General features: G+C 64.0%; 22 protein-coding genes. 12 read left to right on the top strand and 10 right to left on the bottom strand.

Going from position 1 to position 19,269, the window contains the following annotated elements; translation table 11 throughout:
* The first annotated feature begins 1 nt into the window (after position 1).
* The 3 genes from B6V73_RS09065 (at position 2) to B6V73_RS09055 (ending at position 2,693) form a co-directional block, all read left to right on the top strand.
* Entirely contained in the window at positions 2 to 940 is a 939-nt protein-coding gene (locus B6V73_RS09065; RefSeq protein ID WP_075774524.1) for a bifunctional riboflavin kinase/FAD synthetase, read from the top strand.
* 257 nt (positions 941 to 1,197) lie between these two features.
* Positions 1,198 to 1,647, top strand: a complete 450-nt coding sequence (locus tag B6V73_RS09060; protein WP_075774736.1) for a YcgN family cysteine cluster protein — start codon at positions 1,198 to 1,200, stop codon at positions 1,645 to 1,647.
* Positions 1,644 to 2,693 (top strand): low specificity L-threonine aldolase, encoded by a 1,050-nt coding sequence (locus B6V73_RS09055; protein WP_088718871.1) that lies wholly within the window; start codon positions 1,644 to 1,646, stop codon positions 2,691 to 2,693. The genes B6V73_RS09060 and B6V73_RS09055 overlap by 4 nt, the downstream gene beginning before the upstream one ends.
* Before the next feature lie 13 nt (positions 2,694 to 2,706).
* Here B6V73_RS09055 and B6V73_RS09050 read toward each other — a convergent pair whose 3' ends face one another.
* From B6V73_RS09050 to trxB, 3 genes are read right to left on the bottom strand one after another with little or no spacing between them, the layout of a single operon-like run.
* On the bottom strand, positions 2,707 to 3,252 hold the full coding sequence (locus B6V73_RS09050; RefSeq protein ID WP_088725060.1) for a VOC family protein: 546 nt from the start codon (positions 3,250 to 3,252) through the stop codon (positions 2,707 to 2,709).
* 60 nt (positions 3,253 to 3,312) lie between these two features.
* Positions 3,313 to 3,792: an RES family NAD+ phosphorylase gene (locus B6V73_RS09045; RefSeq protein WP_088725059.1), complete on the bottom strand. Its 480-nt coding sequence runs from the start codon at positions 3,790 to 3,792 to the stop codon at positions 3,313 to 3,315.
* Positions 3,789 to 4,739, bottom strand: coding sequence for a thioredoxin-disulfide reductase (gene trxB, locus B6V73_RS09040; protein WP_088718868.1), 951 nt, complete (start codon positions 4,737 to 4,739; stop codon positions 3,789 to 3,791). The genes B6V73_RS09045 and trxB overlap by 4 nt, the downstream gene beginning before the upstream one ends.
* 168 nt (positions 4,740 to 4,907) lie before the next feature.
* Between trxB and B6V73_RS09035 the strand changes: the two genes are divergently transcribed.
* Complete coding sequence (locus tag B6V73_RS09035) at positions 4,908 to 5,408, top strand: Lrp/AsnC family transcriptional regulator (RefSeq protein WP_075774529.1); 501 nt, start codon at positions 4,908 to 4,910, stop codon at positions 5,406 to 5,408.
* A gap of 238 nt (positions 5,409 to 5,646) precedes the next feature.
* On the opposite strand, the gene B6V73_RS09030 is transcribed toward B6V73_RS09035, so the two are convergent.
* A complete protein-coding gene (locus B6V73_RS09030) occupies positions 5,647 to 6,870 on the bottom strand; it encodes an MFS transporter (RefSeq protein WP_075774530.1) in 1,224 nt (407 codons plus the stop codon).
* Positions 6,871 to 6,935: 65 nt separating this feature from the next.
* Here B6V73_RS09030 and B6V73_RS09025 point away from each other — a divergent pair, with 65 nt between their 5' ends.
* The 3 genes from B6V73_RS09025 to B6V73_RS09015 all read left to right on the top strand — a co-directional run bounded on the left by B6V73_RS09025 (position 6,936) and on the right by B6V73_RS09015 (position 9,044).
* A complete protein-coding gene (locus tag B6V73_RS09025) occupies positions 6,936 to 7,568 on the top strand; it encodes a DNA-3-methyladenine glycosylase (RefSeq protein ID WP_088725058.1) in 633 nt (210 codons plus the stop codon).
* Positions 7,565 to 8,227: an alpha/beta fold hydrolase gene (locus B6V73_RS09020; protein ID WP_088725057.1), complete on the top strand. Its 663-nt coding sequence runs from the start codon at positions 7,565 to 7,567 to the stop codon at positions 8,225 to 8,227. The genes B6V73_RS09025 and B6V73_RS09020 overlap by 4 nt, the downstream gene beginning before the upstream one ends.
* 217 nt (positions 8,228 to 8,444) lie before the next feature.
* The gene (locus B6V73_RS09015; RefSeq protein ID WP_075774533.1) at positions 8,445 to 9,044 is read left to right on the top strand and encodes an HNH endonuclease; all 600 of its coding nucleotides are present in this window, start codon (positions 8,445 to 8,447) and stop codon (positions 9,042 to 9,044) included.
* Positions 9,045 to 9,141: 97 nt separating this feature from the next.
* On the opposite strand, the gene B6V73_RS09010 is transcribed toward B6V73_RS09015, so the two are convergent.
* From B6V73_RS09010 to B6V73_RS09000, 4 genes are all read right to left on the bottom strand, one after another.
* Positions 9,142 to 10,620 carry a SulP family inorganic anion transporter gene (locus tag B6V73_RS09010; protein WP_075774534.1) on the bottom strand — a complete coding sequence of 493 codons (1,479 nt, stop codon included), beginning with the start codon at positions 10,618 to 10,620 and terminating at the stop codon, positions 9,142 to 9,144.
* A gap of 138 nt (positions 10,621 to 10,758) precedes the next feature.
* Positions 10,759 to 11,436 carry a DUF1638 domain-containing protein gene (locus B6V73_RS09005; protein WP_088725056.1) on the bottom strand — a complete coding sequence of 226 codons (678 nt, stop codon included), beginning with the start codon at positions 11,434 to 11,436 and terminating at the stop codon, positions 10,759 to 10,761.
* On the bottom strand, positions 11,433 to 11,591 hold the full coding sequence (locus B6V73_RS20765; protein WP_166504540.1) for a hypothetical protein: 159 nt from the start codon (positions 11,589 to 11,591) through the stop codon (positions 11,433 to 11,435). Before B6V73_RS20765 ends, B6V73_RS09005 begins: the two co-directional genes overlap by 4 nt.
* Before the next feature lie 117 nt (positions 11,592 to 11,708).
* Positions 11,709 to 12,410, bottom strand: a complete 702-nt coding sequence (locus B6V73_RS09000) for a B12-binding domain-containing protein (protein WP_088718864.1) — start codon at positions 12,408 to 12,410, stop codon at positions 11,709 to 11,711.
* Between the two features lie 169 nt (positions 12,411 to 12,579).
* Here B6V73_RS09000 and B6V73_RS08995 point away from each other — a divergent pair, with 169 nt between their 5' ends.
* A complete protein-coding gene (locus B6V73_RS08995; protein ID WP_088721751.1) occupies positions 12,580 to 13,674 on the top strand; it encodes a PA0069 family radical SAM protein in 1,095 nt (364 codons plus the stop codon).
* Between the two features lie 121 nt (positions 13,675 to 13,795).
* Here the strand turns inward: B6V73_RS08995 and bmt are convergent, their stop codons facing one another.
* Positions 13,796 to 14,818, bottom strand: coding sequence for a betaine--homocysteine S-methyltransferase (gene bmt / locus B6V73_RS08990; protein WP_075774538.1), 1,023 nt, complete (start codon positions 14,816 to 14,818; stop codon positions 13,796 to 13,798).
* 188 nt (positions 14,819 to 15,006) lie between these two features.
* The gene (locus tag B6V73_RS08985; RefSeq protein ID WP_075774539.1) at positions 15,007 to 15,324 is read right to left on the bottom strand and encodes a DUF1476 domain-containing protein; all 318 of its coding nucleotides are present in this window, start codon (positions 15,322 to 15,324) and stop codon (positions 15,007 to 15,009) included.
* Between the two features lie 270 nt (positions 15,325 to 15,594).
* Between B6V73_RS08985 and purC the strand changes: the two genes are divergently transcribed.
* The 4 genes from purC (at position 15,595) to B6V73_RS08965 (ending at position 19,267) form a co-directional block, all read left to right on the top strand.
* The gene (gene purC / locus B6V73_RS08980) at positions 15,595 to 16,356 is read left to right on the top strand and encodes a phosphoribosylaminoimidazolesuccinocarboxamide synthase (protein ID WP_075774540.1); all 762 of its coding nucleotides are present in this window, start codon (positions 15,595 to 15,597) and stop codon (positions 16,354 to 16,356) included.
* Positions 16,357 to 16,370: 14 nt separating this feature from the next.
* The gene (purS, locus tag B6V73_RS08975; protein WP_088725055.1) at positions 16,371 to 16,610 is read left to right on the top strand and encodes a phosphoribosylformylglycinamidine synthase subunit PurS; all 240 of its coding nucleotides are present in this window, start codon (positions 16,371 to 16,373) and stop codon (positions 16,608 to 16,610) included.
* Positions 16,611 to 16,738: 128 nt separating this feature from the next.
* Positions 16,739 to 17,407, top strand: coding sequence for a phosphoribosylformylglycinamidine synthase subunit PurQ (purQ, locus tag B6V73_RS08970; protein WP_075774542.1), 669 nt, complete (start codon positions 16,739 to 16,741; stop codon positions 17,405 to 17,407).
* Positions 17,408 to 17,524: 117 nt separating this feature from the next.
* Positions 17,525 to 19,267, top strand: coding sequence for an ATP-binding protein (locus B6V73_RS08965; protein ID WP_075774543.1), 1,743 nt, complete (start codon positions 17,525 to 17,527; stop codon positions 19,265 to 19,267).
* Positions 19,268 to 19,269: the final 2 nt, after the last annotated feature.

The raw sequence follows: 19,269 nt of genomic DNA, 5'->3' as shown, positions 1-19,269 counted from the left end.
GATGAAACGCTTGACCACTTGGAAATCGCTGGAGAAATCCTCGCGCGGGGCCTCCGTCGCGATGGGCAATTTCGACGGCATCCATCTCGGCCATCAATCGGTGATCGATCAGGCGCGCGGGAAAGATGCGCCGCTGGGCGTCATTACCTTCGAACCCCATCCGCGCGAATTCTTCGCAGCGCGCGCCGGCAAGACCCTGCCGCCGTTCCGGCTGATGAACCCCGAGGCGCGCGCCAACCGGCTCGCCAAGCTCGGCGTCGATCGCCTCTATGAGCTGCCCTTCAACGACGAACTGGCCGATATGAGCGCCGACATGTTCGCCCGCGAGGTGCTGGCCGAAGGTCTGGGCGTGACCCATGTCGCGGTGGGCGGCGATTTCCGCTTCGGCAAGGGGCGCGAGGGCGACGTGGCGATGCTGACGGAGCTGGGCGCGAAATACGGCTTCGAGGTCACCGTCGCGCCGCTTCTGCATGTCGAGGGGGTCGAGGCGTCCTCGACCGCGATCCGCACCGCGCTGGCCGAGGGCCGTCCCGAGGATGCCGCCGCGATGCTGGGTCACCTGCACCGGATCGAGGGCGAAGTGCTCCACGGTGACAAGCGCGGACGCGATCTGGGTTATCCGACCGCGAACATGTCGATGGCCGGGCTGCATCTGCCCAAGCTTGGCGTCTATGCGGTGAAGTTCGACGTGCTGACCGGTCCCTACAAGGGTAGCTATCTGGGGGCGGCGAGCCTCGGAGTGCGTCCGATGTTCGGCGAGAACACCCCGAACCTCGAAACCTATGTCTTCGATTTCAAAGGCGACCTTTATGGCGAGCATGTCTCGGTCGCGCTGGTCGAATTCCTGCGTCCCGAGATGAAGTTCGACGGGCTCGAGGCGCTGGTCGCGCAGATGGATGCCGATTGCGTCCGCGCGCGGGAGATTCTGGCGGAGCGCTGAGGGCCGCGCCCGACCTCGGGTGGGCGCTTTATGTCGCCAGTGGCTGGGCGCTTTATCTCACAAGCCCGAATGACGCGTGAACCGCGACTCCCTCGCCAATGCGCCCTCCCGGGGGGAGGTCGGGCGCGGCCCGGGGCTGGTCGCCCCGCGCCAAAAGTCGTCGGTCTGCCCGTCCCGCCATGTCCAAATCGCAGATCCGCTCACGATACGCCGATCTGCCCTTTCCATTTCCCCGCCGCTGCCCCATTTTCCGCGCCATGACCAAATTGCGCCCCGAGTTCTGGAAACTGCCGCTGAAGAAGCTCACCGCCCCCGAATGGGAGGCGCTGTGCGATGGCTGCGGCAAATGTTGCCTGAACAAGCTCGAATACGAGGATACGGGCGAGGTCGTCTTCACCCGCGTCGCCTGCCGGCTGCTCGATGGTGAGAGCTGCAGCTGCACGCAATATGACATTCGCCACCAGTTCGTCCCTGAATGCGTGACGCTGAGCCCCAAGACGATCCACAAGATCGCCTATTGGATGCCCGCGACCTGCGCCTACCGGCTGCGCTTCGAAGACAAACCTCTACACGACTGGCACTACCTGATCTCGGGCTCGCGCGAGACGGTCCATGAGGCCGGGGAGAGCGTGCGCGGCTGGACCGTGCCCGAGTTCGAAGTGCCCGAAGACGAGTGGGACGAATACACGATCGAGGATCTCTCATGAATTTTGCCTCCGACAACACGTCCGGCGCCCATCCCGCCATTCTCGAGGGCCTCACGGCCGCGAATGAGGGTCATCTGCATTCCTATGGCGACGATCCGATCACCGAGGGCGTTCAGGCGAAGATCCGCGAGATCTTCGAGGCACCCGAAGCGCGTGTCTATCTGGTCGCGACCGGGACGGCGGCCAATGCGCTCTCCTGTGCGGTGCTGACCGATCCTTGGGGCGCGATCTTCTGCCACCGCAACGCCCATATCGAGGAAGACGAGTGCGGCGCGCCGGAATTCTACACCAACGGCTCGAAACTGGTTCTCGTCGACGGGCCGGATGCGAAGATGGACCCCGACGCGCTGGCGCGCACCATCGCGCACACGGGCCGCGGTGGTATCCATAACGTGCAGCGCGGCATGGTCTCGATCACCAACTCGACCGAGGCAGGCGCAGTCTATTCGCCCGAGGACGTGAAGGCGCTGACCGATGTCGCACGCCGCTACCATCTGCCGGTGCATATGGACGGCGCGCGTTTTGCCAATGCGCTGGTCGCTGCGGGTTGCACTCCTGCGGAGATGACGTGGAAGGCGGGCGTCGACGTGCTCAGCTTCGGCGGCACCAAGAACGGCTGCATGGCGGTTGAGGCGGTGGTGATCTTCGATCCCAAACGCGCTTGGGAATTCGAGCTGCGCCGCAAGCGCGGTGGCCATCTTTTCTCGAAACACCGCTTCCTCGCGGCCCAGATGCAGGCCTATCTGGCCGATGATCTGTGGTTGAAGACCGCGCGGCATGCAAATGAAATGGCACGCAAACTCTCGGAAGGCATCGGCCAGATCGAGGGCGCGAAGCTGATCCACCCGACGCAGGCCAATGCGGTCTTCGCCGCCTTGCCGCGCGGGGCGCATAAGCGCGCGAATGCGGCCGGGGCCTATTACTATCTCTGGCCTTTCGATCAGTCGCTGGAAGGCCCTGAAGACGAGCTTCTGGCCGCGCGTCTGGTCTGTTCCTGGGCCACAACGCCCGAGGAAATCGACGCCTTCCTCAGCCACCTGGCGTAATCGGCGCCGAAGTTCAGCGCCGCCCGGGCAGCTCGCGAAAGGCGATCTTCTCGGGCGGGCCATCCCATTCCGGATGCTCTTTCTGCGCGGCTCTCAGGGCCGCGCGAAACCGGCGGATCGCACCAAGGCCCGGAATGCGCGGGATATGTGCGAGCTCCCAGTGAATGCCGTTGATCGGATCGTCGAAGAACACCGCGTAATAGCCCGGCGCATAGACGGGATATTCCTGCGGGGCGTCGGTCACCGACAGCTCGCGCGGGATCAGGAAATCTCGGTGAAACGCATCCACTTCGGCGCGCGACTTCGCCCAGAGCGCGATGTGATGTATGCCCACCGCCCGCGCGTCATGATCCAGCTTCTTGCCGGAATGCGCGGGCTGGATTCCGATATAGGAATGCGGCATCGGGAAGCGCGCCATGTAATAGGTCGACCGATATCCGATATCGAGCGTCCAGAAGCTCTTATATCCGAGCGATCCGAACATCGCATCGTAGAAGGCGATCGACCTTTCATAGTCGAGCACCGAAAATTCGACGTGATTGACCCCGCGCCAGCGCATGAGAGGCCTCCTTTCGGTTGCCTTCACACTAAAGGAGGCAGGCGACCATGCAATGACGCTTCACGCAGACGGGATAGGGTAGGGCGGCTGCCAGACCTTCGCGGGGGCAAGCTGCCGGACCGTCGCGGGGGTAACCTCGAACAGCACGAGATGGCTCAGATCGGGGCGCGAGCGCGACGCATAGAGCATCGCTTGCGCGCCGCTGTTCCGCGCTCGATCCGAGAAGTGCCAAGTGGACGAGGGCGCGCCGCTCGCCCTCTCATCCTGCCAGACCGCCGACGCCGCCGCCTGATCGGGCGTGCCTCGCAGGTCGTCCACCGCCTGCGCTGTGATCTGCAACGGAACGATCACCCGCGGCGGATCGCTGGTCCGCACGTAACGCCGCAGGGCTACGCCAGCGCCTTCGGCACTCAGCGAGGCATAAAGGGCTACCTGCCCGGAACGATGAAACCGGCCCTCCGGATGGCGGGCCGGTTCGCAAGCATCTTCGGCACGATCGGCAGAGAGGATCCGCCAGACCGTGCCGTGGAAAGAGATCACTCGGCTTCGCCCTGCTCGGCGAGGAATTTCTCGGCGTCGAGCGCGGCCATGCAGCCCATGCCGGCGGAGGTGACCGCCTGACGATAAGTGTGATCGGTCAGGTCGCCTGCCGCGAAAATGCCCGGCTGCGAGGTCCGGGTCGAGCCCGGCTCCACCCAGACATAGCCGCCCGATTGCATCTTCAGGCTGTCCTTGACCAGTTCCGACGAAGGCGCGTGGCCGATCGCCACGAAGAACCCGTCGCAGGGGATCACCTTCTCCGAGCCGTCCGCGGTGGATTTCACGCGCACGCCGGTCACGCCCAGCGGATTTTCGTCGCCGAGGATTTCCTCGACCGTGTGATTCCACTCGATCTCGACCTTGGGGTTCTTGAACAGGCGCTCCTGCAGGATCTTCTCCGAACGCAGCGTGTCGCGGCGGTGGATCAGCGTCACCTTGGACGCGAAGTTGGTCAGGAACAGCGCCTCTTCGACCGCGGTGTTGCCGCCGCCGATCACCACGACTTCCTTGCCGCGATAGAAGAACCCGTCACAGGTCGCGCAGGCCGAGACGCCGAAGCCCTTGAACTTCTCTTCCGAGGGGAGCCCCAGCCATTTCGCCTGCGCGCCGGTGGCGAGGATCACCGCCGAAGCCTCGTAGGTCGTGCCCGAATCGCCTTTTGCAACGAAGGGGCGCTTCGACGTGTCGAGCTCGGTGATCATATCCATGATGATCTCGGTGCCCATCGCGCGGGCATGCTCTTCCATCTTCACCATCAGCTCGGGGCCCTGGATCTCGCTCTCGCCGGGCCAGTTCTCGACCTCGGTGGTGATGGTCAGCTGGCCGCCCGGCTGCATGCCCTGCACCAGAACCGGCTCGAGCATCGCACGCGACGCATAGACCGCCGCCGTGTAGCCGGCAGGGCCGGAACCGATGATCAGAACCTTGGTTTTCTTCGTCTCGGACATGCCCGCCTCCTTGGAAATCTGCCCGACGGATATAGTCGGAGCGAAGCGCGCCGAAAAGCCCCTGCATGCCGCGACAAATAGCACTTGCGGAGCGTGTCGCGAAATATTATTGCGCCTCCTCTCTTCCGGCGGTAAGTTCTGCCGCAACGCACGAAGGATTATTTCAACATGGCCACCTCTCGGCTCGACGATATCGACCGCAAAATCCTTGCTGAACTGCAGGCGGACGGGCGGATGACGAATGTCGAATTGGCGAAACGCGTGGGGATTTCGGCCCCGCCGTGCCTGCGCCGCGTGCGCACGCTCGAAGAGGCGGGTTACATTCGTGGCTACCATGCCGATGTAAACCCGCGCGAACTGGGATTCGAGGTGCAGGTCTTCGCGATGGTGCGCCTGCATAGCCAGGCCGAGGCGGACCTGTCGAATTTCGAGGCGCGCTGCCGGGAATGGCCGCTCGTGCGCGAGTGCCACATGCTCAACGGCGAGATCGATTTCGTGCTGAAATGCGTAGCGCCCGACCTGTCGAGCTTCCAGAGCTTCCTGACCGGGCAACTTACCGCCGCCGAGAACGTCGCCAGCGTGAAAACCTCGCTGGTAATCCGCTGTGCCAAGGACGAGCCGGGCGTGCCCTTCGACGTGCTCGAAGAGCGTATCGCCAAACTGGCCTGAGCCTTGCCCTGACCCCATCCGTTGCCGGAGGGGCGCTGCCCCTCCCTTCGCTGTCGCGAATTCCCGCCCCGGGATATTTTCGCCAAGCCGAAGGGGCGCGTGGCCGCTTCGCTCTTGAGAAATATCCCGAGGGGGCCGTAGGCCCCGGGGGCAGAGCCCACGTCTTTTTTGATATATGTCGCCGGCCGGCGAAGCGTTTCTTGATATATTTCGCCGTCCGGCGACGGGGCGGCGCCCCTCAGCGCGTCTCTTTCGGGCGCAGCACCAGCCAGATCAGCGCGGCGCCGGCCAGCGTCAGAAACGGGATCATCGCGAGGTTGACTGCCTGCCAGCCAGCCTGGGCATTGCCGCTCTGGGTGCAGTTCATCAGCCCACCCGAGGCGAGCGAGGCGAGGAAGACGCCGCCGAACACCACGAAATCGTTCATCCCCTGCACATGCCCGCGCTCTTCCGGGCTATGGGCTGAGGCGAGCATCGCGGTCGCCCCGATGAAGCCGAAGTTCCAGCCGAGCCCGAGGAGGATGAGCGTGGCGTAGAACTGTGCGAGATCGACGCCGCTCAGCGCCATCGCACCCGCTGCGGCGAGAATGGCCAGTCCTGTGCCCACGATCGCCTCTTTGCCGAAACGGGCGATCAGGTGGCCGGTGAAAAAGCTCGGCACATACATGGCGAGCACATGCGCCGAGACGATATTGGCCGCGTCCGCTTGCTCGAACCCGCAGCCGACGACCGCGAGCGGCGTCGAGGTCATCACGAGGTTCATCAACGCGTAGGAGACCATGGCGCAGATCATCGCGACGAGGATGACCGGATCTTTCAGCAACTCGCGGCGGCTGCGGCCCTCGTGACGTTCGTGCTTCTTGCGCCGTCCCGGGGCGGGGATGTCGAGGAAGGAAAACAGGATCGGCCCGAGCGCATTGATCGCGATGATCGCGAGATATGTCGCCATGAAGGGTACGACCATCGCCTCGCTCGTGACTTTCACCAACTGCGGCCCGATGATCGCAGCCACCAACCCGCCCGCCATCACGTATGATATCGCCTTGGGCTGAAACTCCGCGCTGGCAGTATCGGTCGCCGCGAAGCGGTAGAAGCCCTGCGCCGACATGTATGTACCGGTGAAGAACGACCCCAGCATGAAGAGCGCGAAGGAGCCGTGGAACAGCGCATAGGCCGCGGTCGCCGCCCCCAGCGCGCCCATCGCATTGGCGAGGATGAAACCCGCGCGGCGACCCTTTGCTGCCATGAATTCCGACATCGGCTGTGCCGAGAGGACCGAGCCAAGAATGATCAGCGACAGGGGCAGCGTCGCGAAGCAGGGGTTGGGCGAGAGCATCTGGCCCGCGAGCCCGCCCACGGTGAAGATCATCGGCATCTGCGCGCCAAGCAGCGCCTGTGCCAGGACCAGCACGATCGTGTTGCGCATTTCGCGCGTGGCGGGAGGGGCGGGAATGTCACTCATGACAGCTTGCTAGCGTGGCGATTGGGGGCTGGCAAGCGGGCGCGGCATGAGGCAGGGTGTCGCGCATGGTTGGACGTATCATTACCTGCGAAGACGACATTGCCGAAGGCACCGAATTTCTCTGCCGCGCCGAGCCGCGTTTTGCGGAGGTCTGTGCGCTGACGGGGCCTTGGCCCTTACGCCGCCGCGAGGACGGGTTTGAGGCGCTGCGCGACGCGATCATCGGCCAGCAGGTCTCGGTCGCCGCCGCGAATTCGATCCGCAACAAGGTTATCGGCGCGGGCTTCGGCGATCCGGTCTCGATCGCCGGCGCCTCGGAAGAGGACCTGCGCGCCTGTGGCCTTTCGCGCCAGAAGGTGCGCTACCTGCAGGCGCTCTCCAATTCCGGTGTCGATTTCGAGGGGCTGCGCGCGATGCCCGACGAGGAGGTGGTCGCGCAGCTCCTGCCGATCCCCGGCATCGGGCGTTGGACCGTGGAGATGTACCTGATCTTCGCTCTGGGCCGCGCCGATGTTTTTGCGGTCGACGATCTGGCGCTCGCCGAAGGGGCGCGGCTGTTATTCGATCTACCCGAGCGGCCCAAGCGCAAGCAATTCAATGAGCTATCGGCGGCCTGGTCGCCGTGGCGCGCGGTTGCGGCGCGTGGCCTCTGGGCCTATTACGCGACGTGTAAAGATCGTGAAGGAGTTGCCCCATGACCCGCAAGCTGGACGCCGGACGCAGAGAGCCGCAATCCGGTACGGTGAAATCCGCCGTGGTGTTTCTGCATGGCTACGGTGCGGACGGTGCGGACCTTCTGGGCCTCGCCGATCCGCTGGGCCAGCATTTGCCCGACACGCTGTTTCTCGCGCCCGACGCGCCTGAGCCCTGCCGCGCGGCCCCTTACGGTCGTCAATGGTTCCCGATTCCGTGGATCGACAATTCCAGCGAAGCGGAATCCGCTCAAGGTCTCAAGGATGCTGCAGCCGACGTGGATGCGTTCCTCGACTCCGTGCTGGAAGAGCAGGGGCTGACGCCCGCGCAGCTCGCCGTGATCGGCTTCTCGCAAGGCACGATGACCGCGCTCGAAGTGCTGCCGCGCCGCGCCGAACCGGTCGCGGGTCTGGTGGCCTTCTCGGGGCGTCTGCTGCGCCCGGAAGCCCTGGGCAATGAGGCGATCTCGAAGCCGCCGGTGCTGCTGATCCATGGCGATCAGGATCCGGTCGTGCCCTTTGCCGATATGGGCAAGGCTGGCGATGCGCTGGTCTCGGCGGGTTTCGACACTTATGCCCATGTAATGAAGGGCACCGGGCACGGAATCGCACCGGACGGACTCTCGGTGGCGCTGTCCTTCCTGCAGGACAAGCTGCCCGGCTGATCGGCGGGGCATGCCGCAGCGCCGCGACGCCCGGCTCCATTCTCCGTCTTGGGCCGTCATTTCCCTGTCATGGCAGTTTGCTACCCATGCCGCATGGCAGCAATCGCGAGATCAAGAGGCTTGCCAGATCGCGAACGCCATATATAGTCATGGATAAGGCAGGGGCGGACCCCGCCCCTGAGCCGAGGCAGGCGACAGGGCGAGGACGGAGTCACCCATGCTGGACGAATGCGACAGGACCGATTTTCGAACGCAATTCACCCGTGAACCGGCGGCGCTGAGACAGCATCCGGCACTGGTGCTAAACGCCGATTTCCGGCCGCTCTCCTATTACCCGCTTTCGCTATGGCCTTGGCAGGAGGCGATAAAGGCGGTCTTCCTCGACAGGGTGACGATCCTCGCCGAATACGAAGAGGTGGTGCGCAGCCAGAGGCAGGCCTTCAAAATCCCCTCCGTCGTCGTCCTCAAAGAATATGTCCGACCCCAGAAGCGCGTGGCTTTCACGCGCTTCAATCTTTTTCTGAGGGACGAATTCAAGTGCCAGTATTGCGGCAAGAAGGGCGATCTGACCTTCGACCACGTGATTCCGCGCTCGCGCGGTGGAATCACCAGCTGGGAGAATGTCGTGGCCGCCTGCGCGCCGTGCAATCTGCGCAAGGCCAACAAGCCGCTGGAACGCTCGGGGATGCAGCTTCTCAAGCCCGCGCGCCAGCCCCAGCCCGAAGACATGCTCCGCATCGGGCGGCGCTTCCCGCCGGGCTATCTGCATGAAAGCTGGATGGACTTCCTCTACTGGGACACCGAGCTGGAAGCCTGAGAAAAAGGGCGCGCCTTATCCGACACGCCCTTCGTATTGGGGGAAATATCTCGGGGGGCTTGCGCAGCAAGCGGGGGCAGAGCCCCCTCTGAGACGCTTAGTGCCCTACTGCGACCTGACCGCCATTCGACAGCTTGTCGATGATCGTCTCGGTCGCCTGGTTCATCCCCACGACCTTCACATCCGTTCCGGACATCCGGAACTTACCCACCGCTCGGTCGAGCGCCGATACCGAGGAAATGTCCCAGATATGCGCGTGGGTCAGGTCGATCACCACGCGGTCGAGCTTCTCCTGGAAGTCGAAGGCACGATTGAACTCTTCGACGGTCGCGAAGAAGATCTGGCCCTTGATGTAATAGGTCCGCAGGTGATGCGCCTCGTTGTAGCGCGAGGTGATCTCGGTCATCCGCGCGATCTTGCCCGCGAAGAAGATGCCCGAGAGCAGCACGCCCACCAGCACGCCGATCGCGAGGTTATGGGTGGCGACGACGAAGGCGACGGTGGCCAGCATCACCACGTTGGACGACATCGGCATGGTGCGCAGCTGACCCAGCGAGGCCCAGCTGAACGTGCCGATCGAGACCATGATCATGATCGCCACCAGCGCGGGCATCGGAATGCGGCCCACCCATTCGCCCAGAACCACACAGAAGATCAGCAGCGCGATCCCCGCGGTCAGGGTCGACAGGCGCGTGCGCCCGCCCGAGGTGACGTTGATCACCGACTGGCCAATCATCGCGCAGCCCGCCATGCCGCCGATGAAGCCGGTGCAGAAGTTGGCGATGCCCTGACCGAAGCATTCCTGACGACGGTCCGAGCGAGTGTCGGTCATCTCGTCGACGATGTTCTGGGTCATCAGGCTTTCCAGCAGGCCCACGACCGCCACGCCCACCGAATAGGGCAGGATGATCTGCAGCGTCTCGAAATTGAACGGCACGTTGGGGATCAACAGCGAGGGCAGCTGATCGGGCAGGGCGCCCATGTCGGACACCGTGTGCACGTCGTCGAGCCCAAGCCCCATCGAGACCGCGCTGAGAACGAGGATCGCGATCAGCGGCGAGGGGATGGCGCGGAAGAAGCGCGGCAGCAGATAGATGATCGCAAGGCCAAGCGCGACGAGCGCATAGGTCGCCACCACCGGCACGTTGGCCGGGTTCAGCTCAGGCCATTGCGCCATGAAGATCAGGATGGCGAGCGCGTTCACGAAGCCGGTCATCACCGATTTCGATACGAAGCGCATCACCGTCCCGAGGTTGAGCGCCCCCGCGATCACCTGGATCACGCCCGCCAGCACCGTCGCGGCCAGCAGGTAATCCAACCCGTAGCTGCGCACGAGCGTGCCCATCAGCACCGCGGTCGCGGCGGTCGCGGCCGAGATCATGCCGGGGCGGCCGCCGAAGAAGGCGGTGATCGTTGCGATCATGAAGGAGGCATAGAGGCCCACTTTCGGGTCGACGCCCGCGATGATCGAGAAAGCGATGGCCTCGGGGATCAGCGCCAGCGCCACCACGAGACCGGAAAGGATGTCAGCGCGGAAGTTGCCAGTCCACTGGCTGCGCCATTGCGACAGGGTCATAAGATCGTCCTGCAATTAGAAAGGCCCGCGACCGGGGAGGGGCGGGCCGGAGGATGTGAGATTTGGCGCAGCCAATACCCGGCTGACGTCGCGATGCCAAGCCCCGTAGGCCGGGTTTTAAGAAAAATTCAAAGAAGATTAGGCCGGATTGCCCGATTTCGCGGCAAATTTCGCGAGACTGGTGGCCAGATCGCCATAGCCGGTAAAACGCCGCTCATAGCGCAGTCCGAGCCGCTCCGCCGCCTCGCGCGCCTTCGCATCGAGCGCCGGATCGTCGGTCTGGGCCTGATAGATCAGCCGGTCGTAATTGCCGAACATCATCGGGATCAGTTCCGGATGACGGGCGAAGCCCATCGGCTTCCAGACGAAAGCGTCGAACTGCCGCGTCAGGAAATCAGTGAGGTAGAAGGCCGTGATTTCGTCTTCCGCCGTTTCGGCGAAGGCGGCATTGCCTTCGAAAAACGAATAACAATGCGGGCCTTCGACCATCTCGACGCCCAGGGACTTGCACTTTTCCGACAATTGTCCGCCCGTGCCGCAATCGGCATAGACCACGAAGATATCGTCGTATTGGTCGCGATAATGCAGCACCGCCTCTTCGACGGCGGCGGTGATCTTCTCGGGGTAGAGGTGCAGATTGGCGGGCAGGCAGGTCAGGTCGATATGATCCCAGCCATTGATCCGCTTGAGCGCGAGAATCTCCCGCGCGAGCGCCCCGCAGGCGATCAGCAGAAGCCGTCCCGACCCCTCGGGAGCTAAGCCATCTTTCGTTAAGGTCGTGTCGCCGGGAAGCGAGGCACCTGTCCGGGCGGTCATTCCACCCGGGCCATCATCCGGGCAACGCCTGCTGCGACGAGAACCATCAGCCCGAGCATCGCCATCGGGAACCCCGATGCGGCGAAGGCCCAGATCGTCAGGCCGGCCAGAACGATCACGAACAGGATCAGCAGCAGAAAATGTGGCAGCGGCATTTCGCGTTTCCCCCTTCCTTTCAAGTATGGGGCGGGGAAGGGCACATGAAAAGGCCCCGATGAAAAAATCGGGGCCCTCTCCATGTATGTGAGGCGTGATGCGGCCGCGATCGGCGATCAGGCGCTCATCTGGTTGTGCTTGCGAGCGATGAAATCCTTCGCCGTCTCGACCGCCACGGCGGCGTCGCGGCAATAGGCATCGGCACCGATCGCCCTTCCGAATTCCTCGTTGAGCGGCGCACCGCCAACCAGAACGATGTAATCGTCGCGGATGCCCTGTTCCTTCATCGTGTCGATCACGACCTTCATATAGGGCATCGTGGTGGTCAGCAGCGCGGACATGCCGAGGATATCGGCCTCTTCGCGGGCGATCGCCTCGAGATAGTTCTCGACCGGGTTGTTGATGCCCAGATCGACGATCTCGAAGCCTGCGCCTTCCATCATCATCGCAACGAGGTTCTTGCCGATATCGTGGATATCGCCCTTCACCGTGCCGATCACCATCTTGCCCATGCGCGGCGCGCCGGTCTCGACCAGCAGCGGCTTGAGAATGGCCATGCCGCCCTTCATCGCGTTCGCCGCCAGCAGAACTTCCGGCACGAACAGGATACCGTCGCGGAAGTCGTTGCCCACGATGGTCATGCCCGCGACGAGGGCCTTGGTCAGAATGTCATACGGCGTCCAGCCGCGGTCGAGCAGGATGCGGGTGGCCTCTTCGATCTCTTCCTTGAGACCGTCATAGAGGTCATCCATCATCTGCGCGGTAAGCTCGTCATCGTCGAGTTCCGAGAGGATGATATCGTCGTCGTCTTCGGCCATGTCCAATAGTCTCCTGCTAGCCGGTGTTACCCTGTGGTGGGGCCGTGGCCCCGTCAAGTCTTGGCGAATTGCGACATGCGCGGTGTTTTGTCCGACCTCGCATGGTGTTGCCGGGCGGATGCCCGGACTCTACTTGGCAAATGTTCTCATTTCGTTCTAAATTCCGAGCATGAGTCTGCCATTCGACCTTCCCCCCGCGAACCCGTCCGAGCGTCTGCGCGCGCGCGGCGCCGCGGCGCGCCCCGTGGGCCGGTTCGAGCCCTTCTCCCGCGCGCCCGAACATGACGGCTGGGACATTCCCGAAGAGGAGCGTCTGACCCGAACCGAAGTCTCGGTAGAGCGACCGCGCTCCGTCATCACCCGCAACCAGTCGCCAGATGTGCCCTTCGAGCGTTCGCTCAACCCCTATCGCGGCTGCGAGCATGGCTGCATCTACTGCTTCGCGCGCCCCAGTCACGGCTATCTCGGCCTTTCGGCGGGCTTGGATTTCGAGACCCGGCTGATTGCGCGTCCCGAGGCGCCGCAGGTGCTCGAAGAAGAGCTGCGCAAGAAAAGCTATCGTCCGAACGTGCTCGCCATCGGCACGAATACCGATCCCTATCAGCCGCTCGAGCGCAAGATGGAGATCATGCGCGCCGTTCTGGAAGTGCTGCAGGCCTATCGCCATCCGGTCTCCATCGTCACCCGCGGCTCGACCATCCTGCGCGATCTCGACATCCTCGCGCCGATGGCCGAGGCGGGATTGGCGCAGGTCGGCGTGTCGGTCACGACGCTCGACGCCAAACTCGCCCGCGATCTGGAGCCCCGCGCCCCGAGCCCGCCGACCCGGATCCGCATGATCCGCGAACTGTCGCGCGCGGGCATCCCGGTGCGCGTCATGGCCGCTCCGATGATCCCGGGACTGACCGATCACGAGCTCGAAGCGATCCTGACCGAGGCGCGCAGGGCAGGGGCCAAGGCCGCCTCGATGATGCCGGTGCGCCTGCCGCACGAGGTGGCGCCGCTTTTCGCCGACTGGATGGAGCGGCATCACCCCGGCAAGGTCGAGAAGGTGCTGGGCCGGATCCGCGACATGCGCGGCGGCAAGCTCAACGACCCGCGCTTCGGAGAGCGGATGAAGGGCGAGGGCGAAATGGCCGAGCTGTTGCAGCAGCGGTTCAAGCTGAGCTGCAAGCGGCTGGGCTTCGCGCGTCATCTGCCCGATCTCGACGTGACGCAGTTCCGCGTGCCGCCCCGGCCGGGCGATCAGCTCGAACTGTTCTGATTTCGTCTGAGACGCGTGCATGCTCCATCAGCCGAGAAAAATCCCGGCCCTTCCTTCGTATTGGTTCAAATATCCCGGGGTGAGGCCGCAAGGCCGAGGGGCAGCGCCCCTCAAACCGCGCCTAGCTGCGCCGACGTCCCCGACGTTCGCGCTTGGGCGCATCCCCGCTCAGGCCGTCATCCTCCGACGAGAACCCACCCAGAACCGAGGAAATCTGATCCAGCGTCGGGCGCTCGCCGCGCGGACGCGTCTCCAGCGCCTCGCGCATCGCGACCAGATGCTCGGCCATCGTGCCGCAGCAGCCGCCGATGATCGTGGCGCCGCAATCGCGCGCCATCACCGCATATTCCGCCATCAGCTCGGGCGTGCCGTCGTAATGGATATGACCGTCGACATATTTCGGGATGCCCGCATTGCCCTTGGCGATGATCGGGCGCTCGGTCCCGGTGGCGGCAAAGCCAAGAACGGTGCGCAGAAGGTCCGATGCGCCGACCCCGCAATTCGCGCCGAAGGCCAGCGGCGGGTGGGCCAGCTTGTCGACCATCGAGACCATCGCCTGCGAGGTCAGCCCCATCATCGTGCGCCCTGCAGTGTCGAAGCTCATCGTGCCGCACCACGGCATCCCCGCCAGATGGCAGGCCTCGGCGGCGGCCTTGTATTCTTCCTGCGCCGAGATCGTCTCGACCCAGAGGATATCCGCGCCGCCCTCTTTCAGACCCTCGGCCTGTTCGTGGAACATCTCGACCGCGAGTTCGTGGGTCAGCGTACCCATCGGCGCGAAAATCTCACCCGTCGGGCCCATCGAGCCCGCAACGACCACCGGGCGCGACTGCTTGTCGGCGACCTCGCGGCCGATCTCGGCGGCGAGGCGGTTCAACTCGCGCACGCGGTTCTGGGCGTTGTGCAGTTTCAGTCGCGAGGCATTGCCGCCGAAGCTGTTTGTCAGGAACAGGTCCGAGCCCGCATCGACGGCGAGCGAATAGAGCTTCGCGATCTTCGCGGGCTCGTCGGCATTCCACAGTTCCGGCGCTTCGCCCGAGGCCAGCCCCATGTTGAACAGGTTCGTGCCGGTCGCGCCATCGGTCATCAGCCAATCGCGGGTTTCCAGAAGGCGGCTCAGCGCGTCGGTTTTCGGGGCGGTCATAAGGGCCTCGTCAAATGCAAAAGGGCCGCGTCTGGCGCGGCGGTTGGCTTTGTCCTGCCATGACAGGCGGGATTTGGCAAATTCGTTTCCTTCATGTTCTTGATGAAGGGGCTGCGATCTCGGCTCGATATGCAAAAGGCCGGACGCGCAGGGCATCCGGCCTTTCAATCCGTGTCATGGGCGAGGGCTCACTCGGCCTCGTCGACCACCTGACGGCGCGCCTCGGCCATGCATTCGGCCATCTTCGCGCGGATCGTTTGTTCATCGGCTTTGTCGCCTAGATCGCCCGAGAGCTTGCGATACACGTCTTCGTGGCCCGCTTCCTCGAAATCGGAGGTCACGACCTCGCGGACATAGGCATCGGCCTCGGGGCCGGTCTTGCCCAGAAGGCCCGCGGCCCATTGGCCCAGCATCTTGTTGCAGCGCGCATCGGCCTTGAACTGCAGTTCGGCATCATGCGCGAACTTGTTCTCATAAGCGTTTTCGCGATCGTCGAAGGTGGTCATGGCCCTCGTCCCTCCCGGTAAAGTCTCCGTTACCATCGATATGCACATGCACAGGGCGCGCCGCAAGAGGAAAGGGCCGCGATTTGGCCGGTTTGACGGGGCTGTGCATCCGCGTGAACGGCTGTGCGCTTTACCTTGCGAGACTCGCGGGCTTGTCCTATAGGGCGGGCGACACCCTTTCGCGGACGGCGCGCAGGGGCGGCGCGGTATTCCGTTCGGGATGTGGCGCAGGCTCCCACGACGTCCGCGCCAAGCGAGAACGGAGACGCGATGGCACCCCGGCGCAAGAAGATCTACGAAGGCAAGGCGAAGGTTCTGTATGAAGGCCCCGAGCCCGGAACGCTGGTCCAGTATTTCAAGGACGACGCGACCGCCTTCAACGCGCAGAAGCGCGATGTGATCGAGGGCAAGGGCGTGCTCAACAATCGCCTGTCCGAATACTTCATGACCGGCCTGACCAATATCGGCGTGCCGAACCACTTCATCAAACGTCTCAACATGCGCGAGCAACTGATCCGCCAGGTGGAGATCGTGCCGCTCGAGGTGATCGTGCGCAACTTCGCCGCCGGTTCGATCGCGAAGCGTCTGGGGCTGGAAGAGGGCACGCCGCTGCCGCGCCCGATCGTCGAATACAGCTACAAGAACGACGAGCTGGGCGATCCGCTCGTGCCCGAGGAATACATCATCGCATTTGGCTGGGCGAGCCAGCAGGATCTTGATGACATCGTGGCGCTGGCGCTGCGCGTGAACGACTTCCTGACCGGCGTGTTCTATGGCGTCGGCATCAAGCTGGTCGATTTCAAGATCGAGATTGGCCGGGTCTGGGACGGCGATTTCATGCGTCTGATCGTGGCCGACGAGATCAGCCCCGACAGCTGCCGCCTGTGGGACGTCAAGACGGGCCAGAAGCTCGACAAGGACGTGTTCCGCCGCGATCTGGGCAATCTGACCGATGCCTACACCGAAGTCGCCAAGCGCCTTGGCGTGCTACCGACGAATACCCAGCCGATCAAACCGACGCTGATCAACTGAAAGGACCGCTCGTGATGAAAGCCCGCGTTCATGTGATGCTGAAGGATGGGGTGCTCGACCCGCAGGGCGAGGCCGTCCGTCACGCATTGGGCCATATGGGGTTCGGCGGCGTCGAAGGCGTGCGTCAGGGGAAGGTGATCGAGCTGGACCTGACCGCCACCGACGCCGCCTCCGCCGAGGCCGAGGTGAAGGAAATGTGCGAGAAGCTCCTCGCCAACACCGTGATCGAGAAATACACCATTGAGATCGCCTGATCCGGGCAGGGTGGGGGCGCTGCCCCCGTGGCCTGCCGGCCAATTCCCCCCGGGATATTTGTACCAAGCCGAAGGCCGTACTGGCCTTACTCGACAGGTTCGACCCTCAAGGCCAGGAGTTTGCACCCATGAAAGCCGCCGTCATCACCTTCCCAGGATCGAATTGCGACCGTGACCTGAGCATGGCCTTCGCGGCAGCCGGGGCGGATGTCGTCAAGGTCTGGCACAAGGAAACCGCATTGCCCGAAGGCATCGACATCATCGGTGTGCCGGGCGGGTTCTCCTATGGTGACTACCTGCGCTGCGGCGCCATCGCCTCGCGCTCGCCCATCGGGCAGGCCGTGGCGGATTTCGCGGGCAAGGGCGGCTATGTCATGGGGATCTGCAACGGCTTCCAGGTGCTGACCGAGATGCGGCTTCTGCCGGGCGCGCTGATGCGCAATGCGGGGCTGAAATTCGTATCGAAACCGCTGGCGCTGCGCGTGGCGACGACCGACAGCGCCTATACCTCGGGCTATGAGCTTGGTCAGGAGATCATGATCCCGGTCGCACACCATGACGGCAACTATCAGATCGACCCCGAGGGCCTCGCGCGTATCGAGGGCGAGGACCGCGTGGCGTTCCGCTATGTGGAGAACCCCAACGGGTCCGTCGACGATATCGCGGGCGTGCTAAGCGAGAACCGCCGGGTGCTGGGCATGATGCCCCACCCCGAACGCGCGATCGAGGCTGCGCAGGGCGGCGCCGACGGGGCGGCGCTTTTCCGCGCGTTGAGCGGGATGCTGGCAACCGCCTGATCTCGCGCGCTTGTTGCGCTCTGGGCCTTGGCTTAGACTTCGCGCATGACGCACGTGCAGACACGTTCGACGATTTTACCGGATGAGCCGCCCGAAGGTGAGGGCGGGCTCGGCGTTATGGCGCGCTCGCCGCGGGCCCGCTGGCTGCTGCGCATCGCGGTGGTGCTGATCCTCGCGCTGGCCGGGACGGTGATGTGGATCACCAACCAGTGGCTCACTCAGCGTTTCACCGAGACGACGCGCGTGCGCACCGAGCTGCGCCTCGCGCTCTACACCGGCAACATCATGTCGGAATTGCAGCGGACCTCCGTGGTGCCGCTGTTGCTGGCGCGCGATCCGCAACTGACGCAAGCTCTTGATACGACTGATTATTCCACTGCCTCCGCGCAGCTGATCACGGCCAAGAAAGAGGTCGCTGTCGCCTCGATCCGACTTTTGGACATGCAGGGCCGCGTTGTGGCCTCGACCAATCGCACGCAGATCGGCACGCCATTTCCGAACGCGCCCTTCTTCGTCGATGCGACCCGTTCGCGCGGGACGATCTTCTCGGTCAACGAGCCCGAGGCAGGCGGCACCGAGTTCGACTACTCGCGGGCGGTGATCCAGAACAACAAGCCCGTCGGCGTGATCGTCGTCGAAGCGGACCTGTCGAAATTCGAGCGTGCCTGGGCCGGGATTTCCGATGCGCTGGCCGTGGTCGACAGCGAGGGCAAGATCATCCTGACGACCGAGCCGCGCTGGCGCGGCGTGACGATGTCGGAGGCGCTGGCCGCACGCTCGGCCCCCTCCGCGATCGAACGCGCGCTGCAGGCGACCGCGGACTGGGCGAATGATGCGCCCGACGCCTATCTGAAGGGCCGTGCGGTGATGCGGACCGAGGCGCGCATTCCGTTCCGCGGCTGGAAAATGATCGCCTTTACCAGCTACGATTCCGTGCGCGAACGGGTGAACGCCGTGCTCGCGCTCGAGATCATGGGCTTCGCGATCCTGCTGGCGCTGGTCTTTTACGCGCTATCACGCCGGGCGCGGCGGCAAAGCCAGGAATTGCGGGCGGAATCGGCGGAGCTGCGCCAGTTGAACGCGCGCCTGAGCCGCGAGATCGCCGAGCGTGAGAAGGCGCAGCAGGATCTGGCAGTGGCCGAGCAGACGATCGCGCAAAGCTCGAAGCTCGCCGCTCTGGGCGAGATGTCGGCTGCCGTCAGCCACGAGTTGAACCAGCCGCTGGCCGCGATGAAGACCTATCTGGCTGGCGCGAAACTGCTGTTGCAGCGCGCCCGGGTGGAGGAGGCTTTGTCCTCCTTCCAGCGCATCGACGACCTGATCGGTCGCATGGGCGCGATCACGCGGCAGCTTAAATCCTATGCCCGCAAGGGCGGCGAGGCGTTCGAGCCGGTGGACCTGCGGGTGGCGCTGTCGGAGGCGCTCTCGATGATGGAGCCGCAGCTGAAAATTCGCAAATTGCACATTTCCCGCACCATGCCGCGGAGTCCTGTTATGGTTATGGCGGACCGCATCCGGCTGGAGCAGGTGATCATCAACCTGTTGCGCAATGCACTCGACGCTACCAAGTCCGTTGAGGAACCGCAGGTGGAGTTGTTGCTTACCTCGGGGGAAACGGCCGTTCTGAGCGTGCGTGACAATGGTCCCGGAATCTCGGATCTCGACAAGCTGTTCGAGCCGTTCTGGACCACGAAGAAACCGGGGGAGGGGACGGGGCTGGGCCTCGCGATCTCGTCCTCCATCATCAGTGATTTCGGGGGGCGTCTGACCGCCCATAATTCCGAAAGCGGGGGCGCGGTGTTCGAAGTGCAGCTGCCCCTTCTGGCGGACAAGAACAGGGCCATAAAGGCCGCGGAGTAAGA

Source organism: Thioclava sp. JM3, assembly GCF_002213185.1.
Taxonomy (GTDB): domain Bacteria; phylum Pseudomonadota; class Alphaproteobacteria; order Rhodobacterales; family Rhodobacteraceae; genus Thioclava; species Thioclava nitratireducens.
This window is presented reverse-complemented; position numbering and strand designations above follow the sequence as displayed.

Excerpts from the sequence above, each read along its gene's own strand:
- B6V73_RS09065 (WP_075774524.1), top strand. The coding sequence starts at position 2 with ATGAAACGCTTGACCACTTGGAAATCGCTGGAGAAATCCTCGCGCGGG.
- B6V73_RS09060 (WP_075774736.1), top strand. The coding sequence starts at position 1,198 with ATGACCAAATTGCGCCCCGAGTTCTGGAAACTGCCGCTGAAGAAGCTC.
- B6V73_RS09055 (WP_088718871.1), top strand. The coding sequence starts at position 1,644 with ATGAATTTTGCCTCCGACAACACGTCCGGCGCCCATCCCGCCATTCTC.
- B6V73_RS09050 (WP_088725060.1), bottom strand. The coding sequence starts at position 3,252 with ATGCGCTGGCGCGGGGTCAATCACGTCGAATTTTCGGTGCTCGACTAT.
- trxB (WP_088718868.1), bottom strand. The coding sequence starts at position 4,739 with ATGTCCGAGACGAAGAAAACCAAGGTTCTGATCATCGGTTCCGGCCCT.
- B6V73_RS09035 (WP_075774529.1), top strand. The coding sequence starts at position 4,908 with ATGGCCACCTCTCGGCTCGACGATATCGACCGCAAAATCCTTGCTGAA.
- B6V73_RS09030 (WP_075774530.1), bottom strand. The coding sequence starts at position 6,870 with ATGAGTGACATTCCCGCCCCTCCCGCCACGCGCGAAATGCGCAACACG.
- B6V73_RS09025 (WP_088725058.1), top strand. The coding sequence starts at position 6,936 with ATGGTTGGACGTATCATTACCTGCGAAGACGACATTGCCGAAGGCACC.
- B6V73_RS09020 (WP_088725057.1), top strand. The coding sequence starts at position 7,565 with ATGACCCGCAAGCTGGACGCCGGACGCAGAGAGCCGCAATCCGGTACG.
- B6V73_RS09015 (WP_075774533.1), top strand. The coding sequence starts at position 8,445 with ATGCTGGACGAATGCGACAGGACCGATTTTCGAACGCAATTCACCCGT.
- B6V73_RS09010 (WP_075774534.1), bottom strand. The coding sequence starts at position 10,620 with ATGACCCTGTCGCAATGGCGCAGCCAGTGGACTGGCAACTTCCGCGCT.
- B6V73_RS09005 (WP_088725056.1), bottom strand. The coding sequence starts at position 11,436 with ATGACCGCCCGGACAGGTGCCTCGCTTCCCGGCGACACGACCTTAACG.
- B6V73_RS20765 (WP_166504540.1), bottom strand. The coding sequence starts at position 11,591 with ATGCCGCTGCCACATTTTCTGCTGCTGATCCTGTTCGTGATCGTTCTG.
- B6V73_RS09000 (WP_088718864.1), bottom strand. The coding sequence starts at position 12,410 with ATGGCCGAAGACGACGACGATATCATCCTCTCGGAACTCGACGATGAC.
- B6V73_RS08995 (WP_088721751.1), top strand. The coding sequence starts at position 12,580 with ATGAGTCTGCCATTCGACCTTCCCCCCGCGAACCCGTCCGAGCGTCTG.
- bmt (WP_075774538.1), bottom strand. The coding sequence starts at position 14,818 with ATGACCGCCCCGAAAACCGACGCGCTGAGCCGCCTTCTGGAAACCCGC.
- B6V73_RS08985 (WP_075774539.1), bottom strand. The coding sequence starts at position 15,324 with ATGACCACCTTCGACGATCGCGAAAACGCTTATGAGAACAAGTTCGCG.
- purC (WP_075774540.1), top strand. The coding sequence starts at position 15,595 with ATGGCACCCCGGCGCAAGAAGATCTACGAAGGCAAGGCGAAGGTTCTG.
- purS (WP_088725055.1), top strand. The coding sequence starts at position 16,371 with ATGAAAGCCCGCGTTCATGTGATGCTGAAGGATGGGGTGCTCGACCCG.
- purQ (WP_075774542.1), top strand. The coding sequence starts at position 16,739 with ATGAAAGCCGCCGTCATCACCTTCCCAGGATCGAATTGCGACCGTGAC.
- B6V73_RS08965 (WP_075774543.1), top strand. The coding sequence starts at position 17,525 with ATGGCGCGCTCGCCGCGGGCCCGCTGGCTGCTGCGCATCGCGGTGGTG.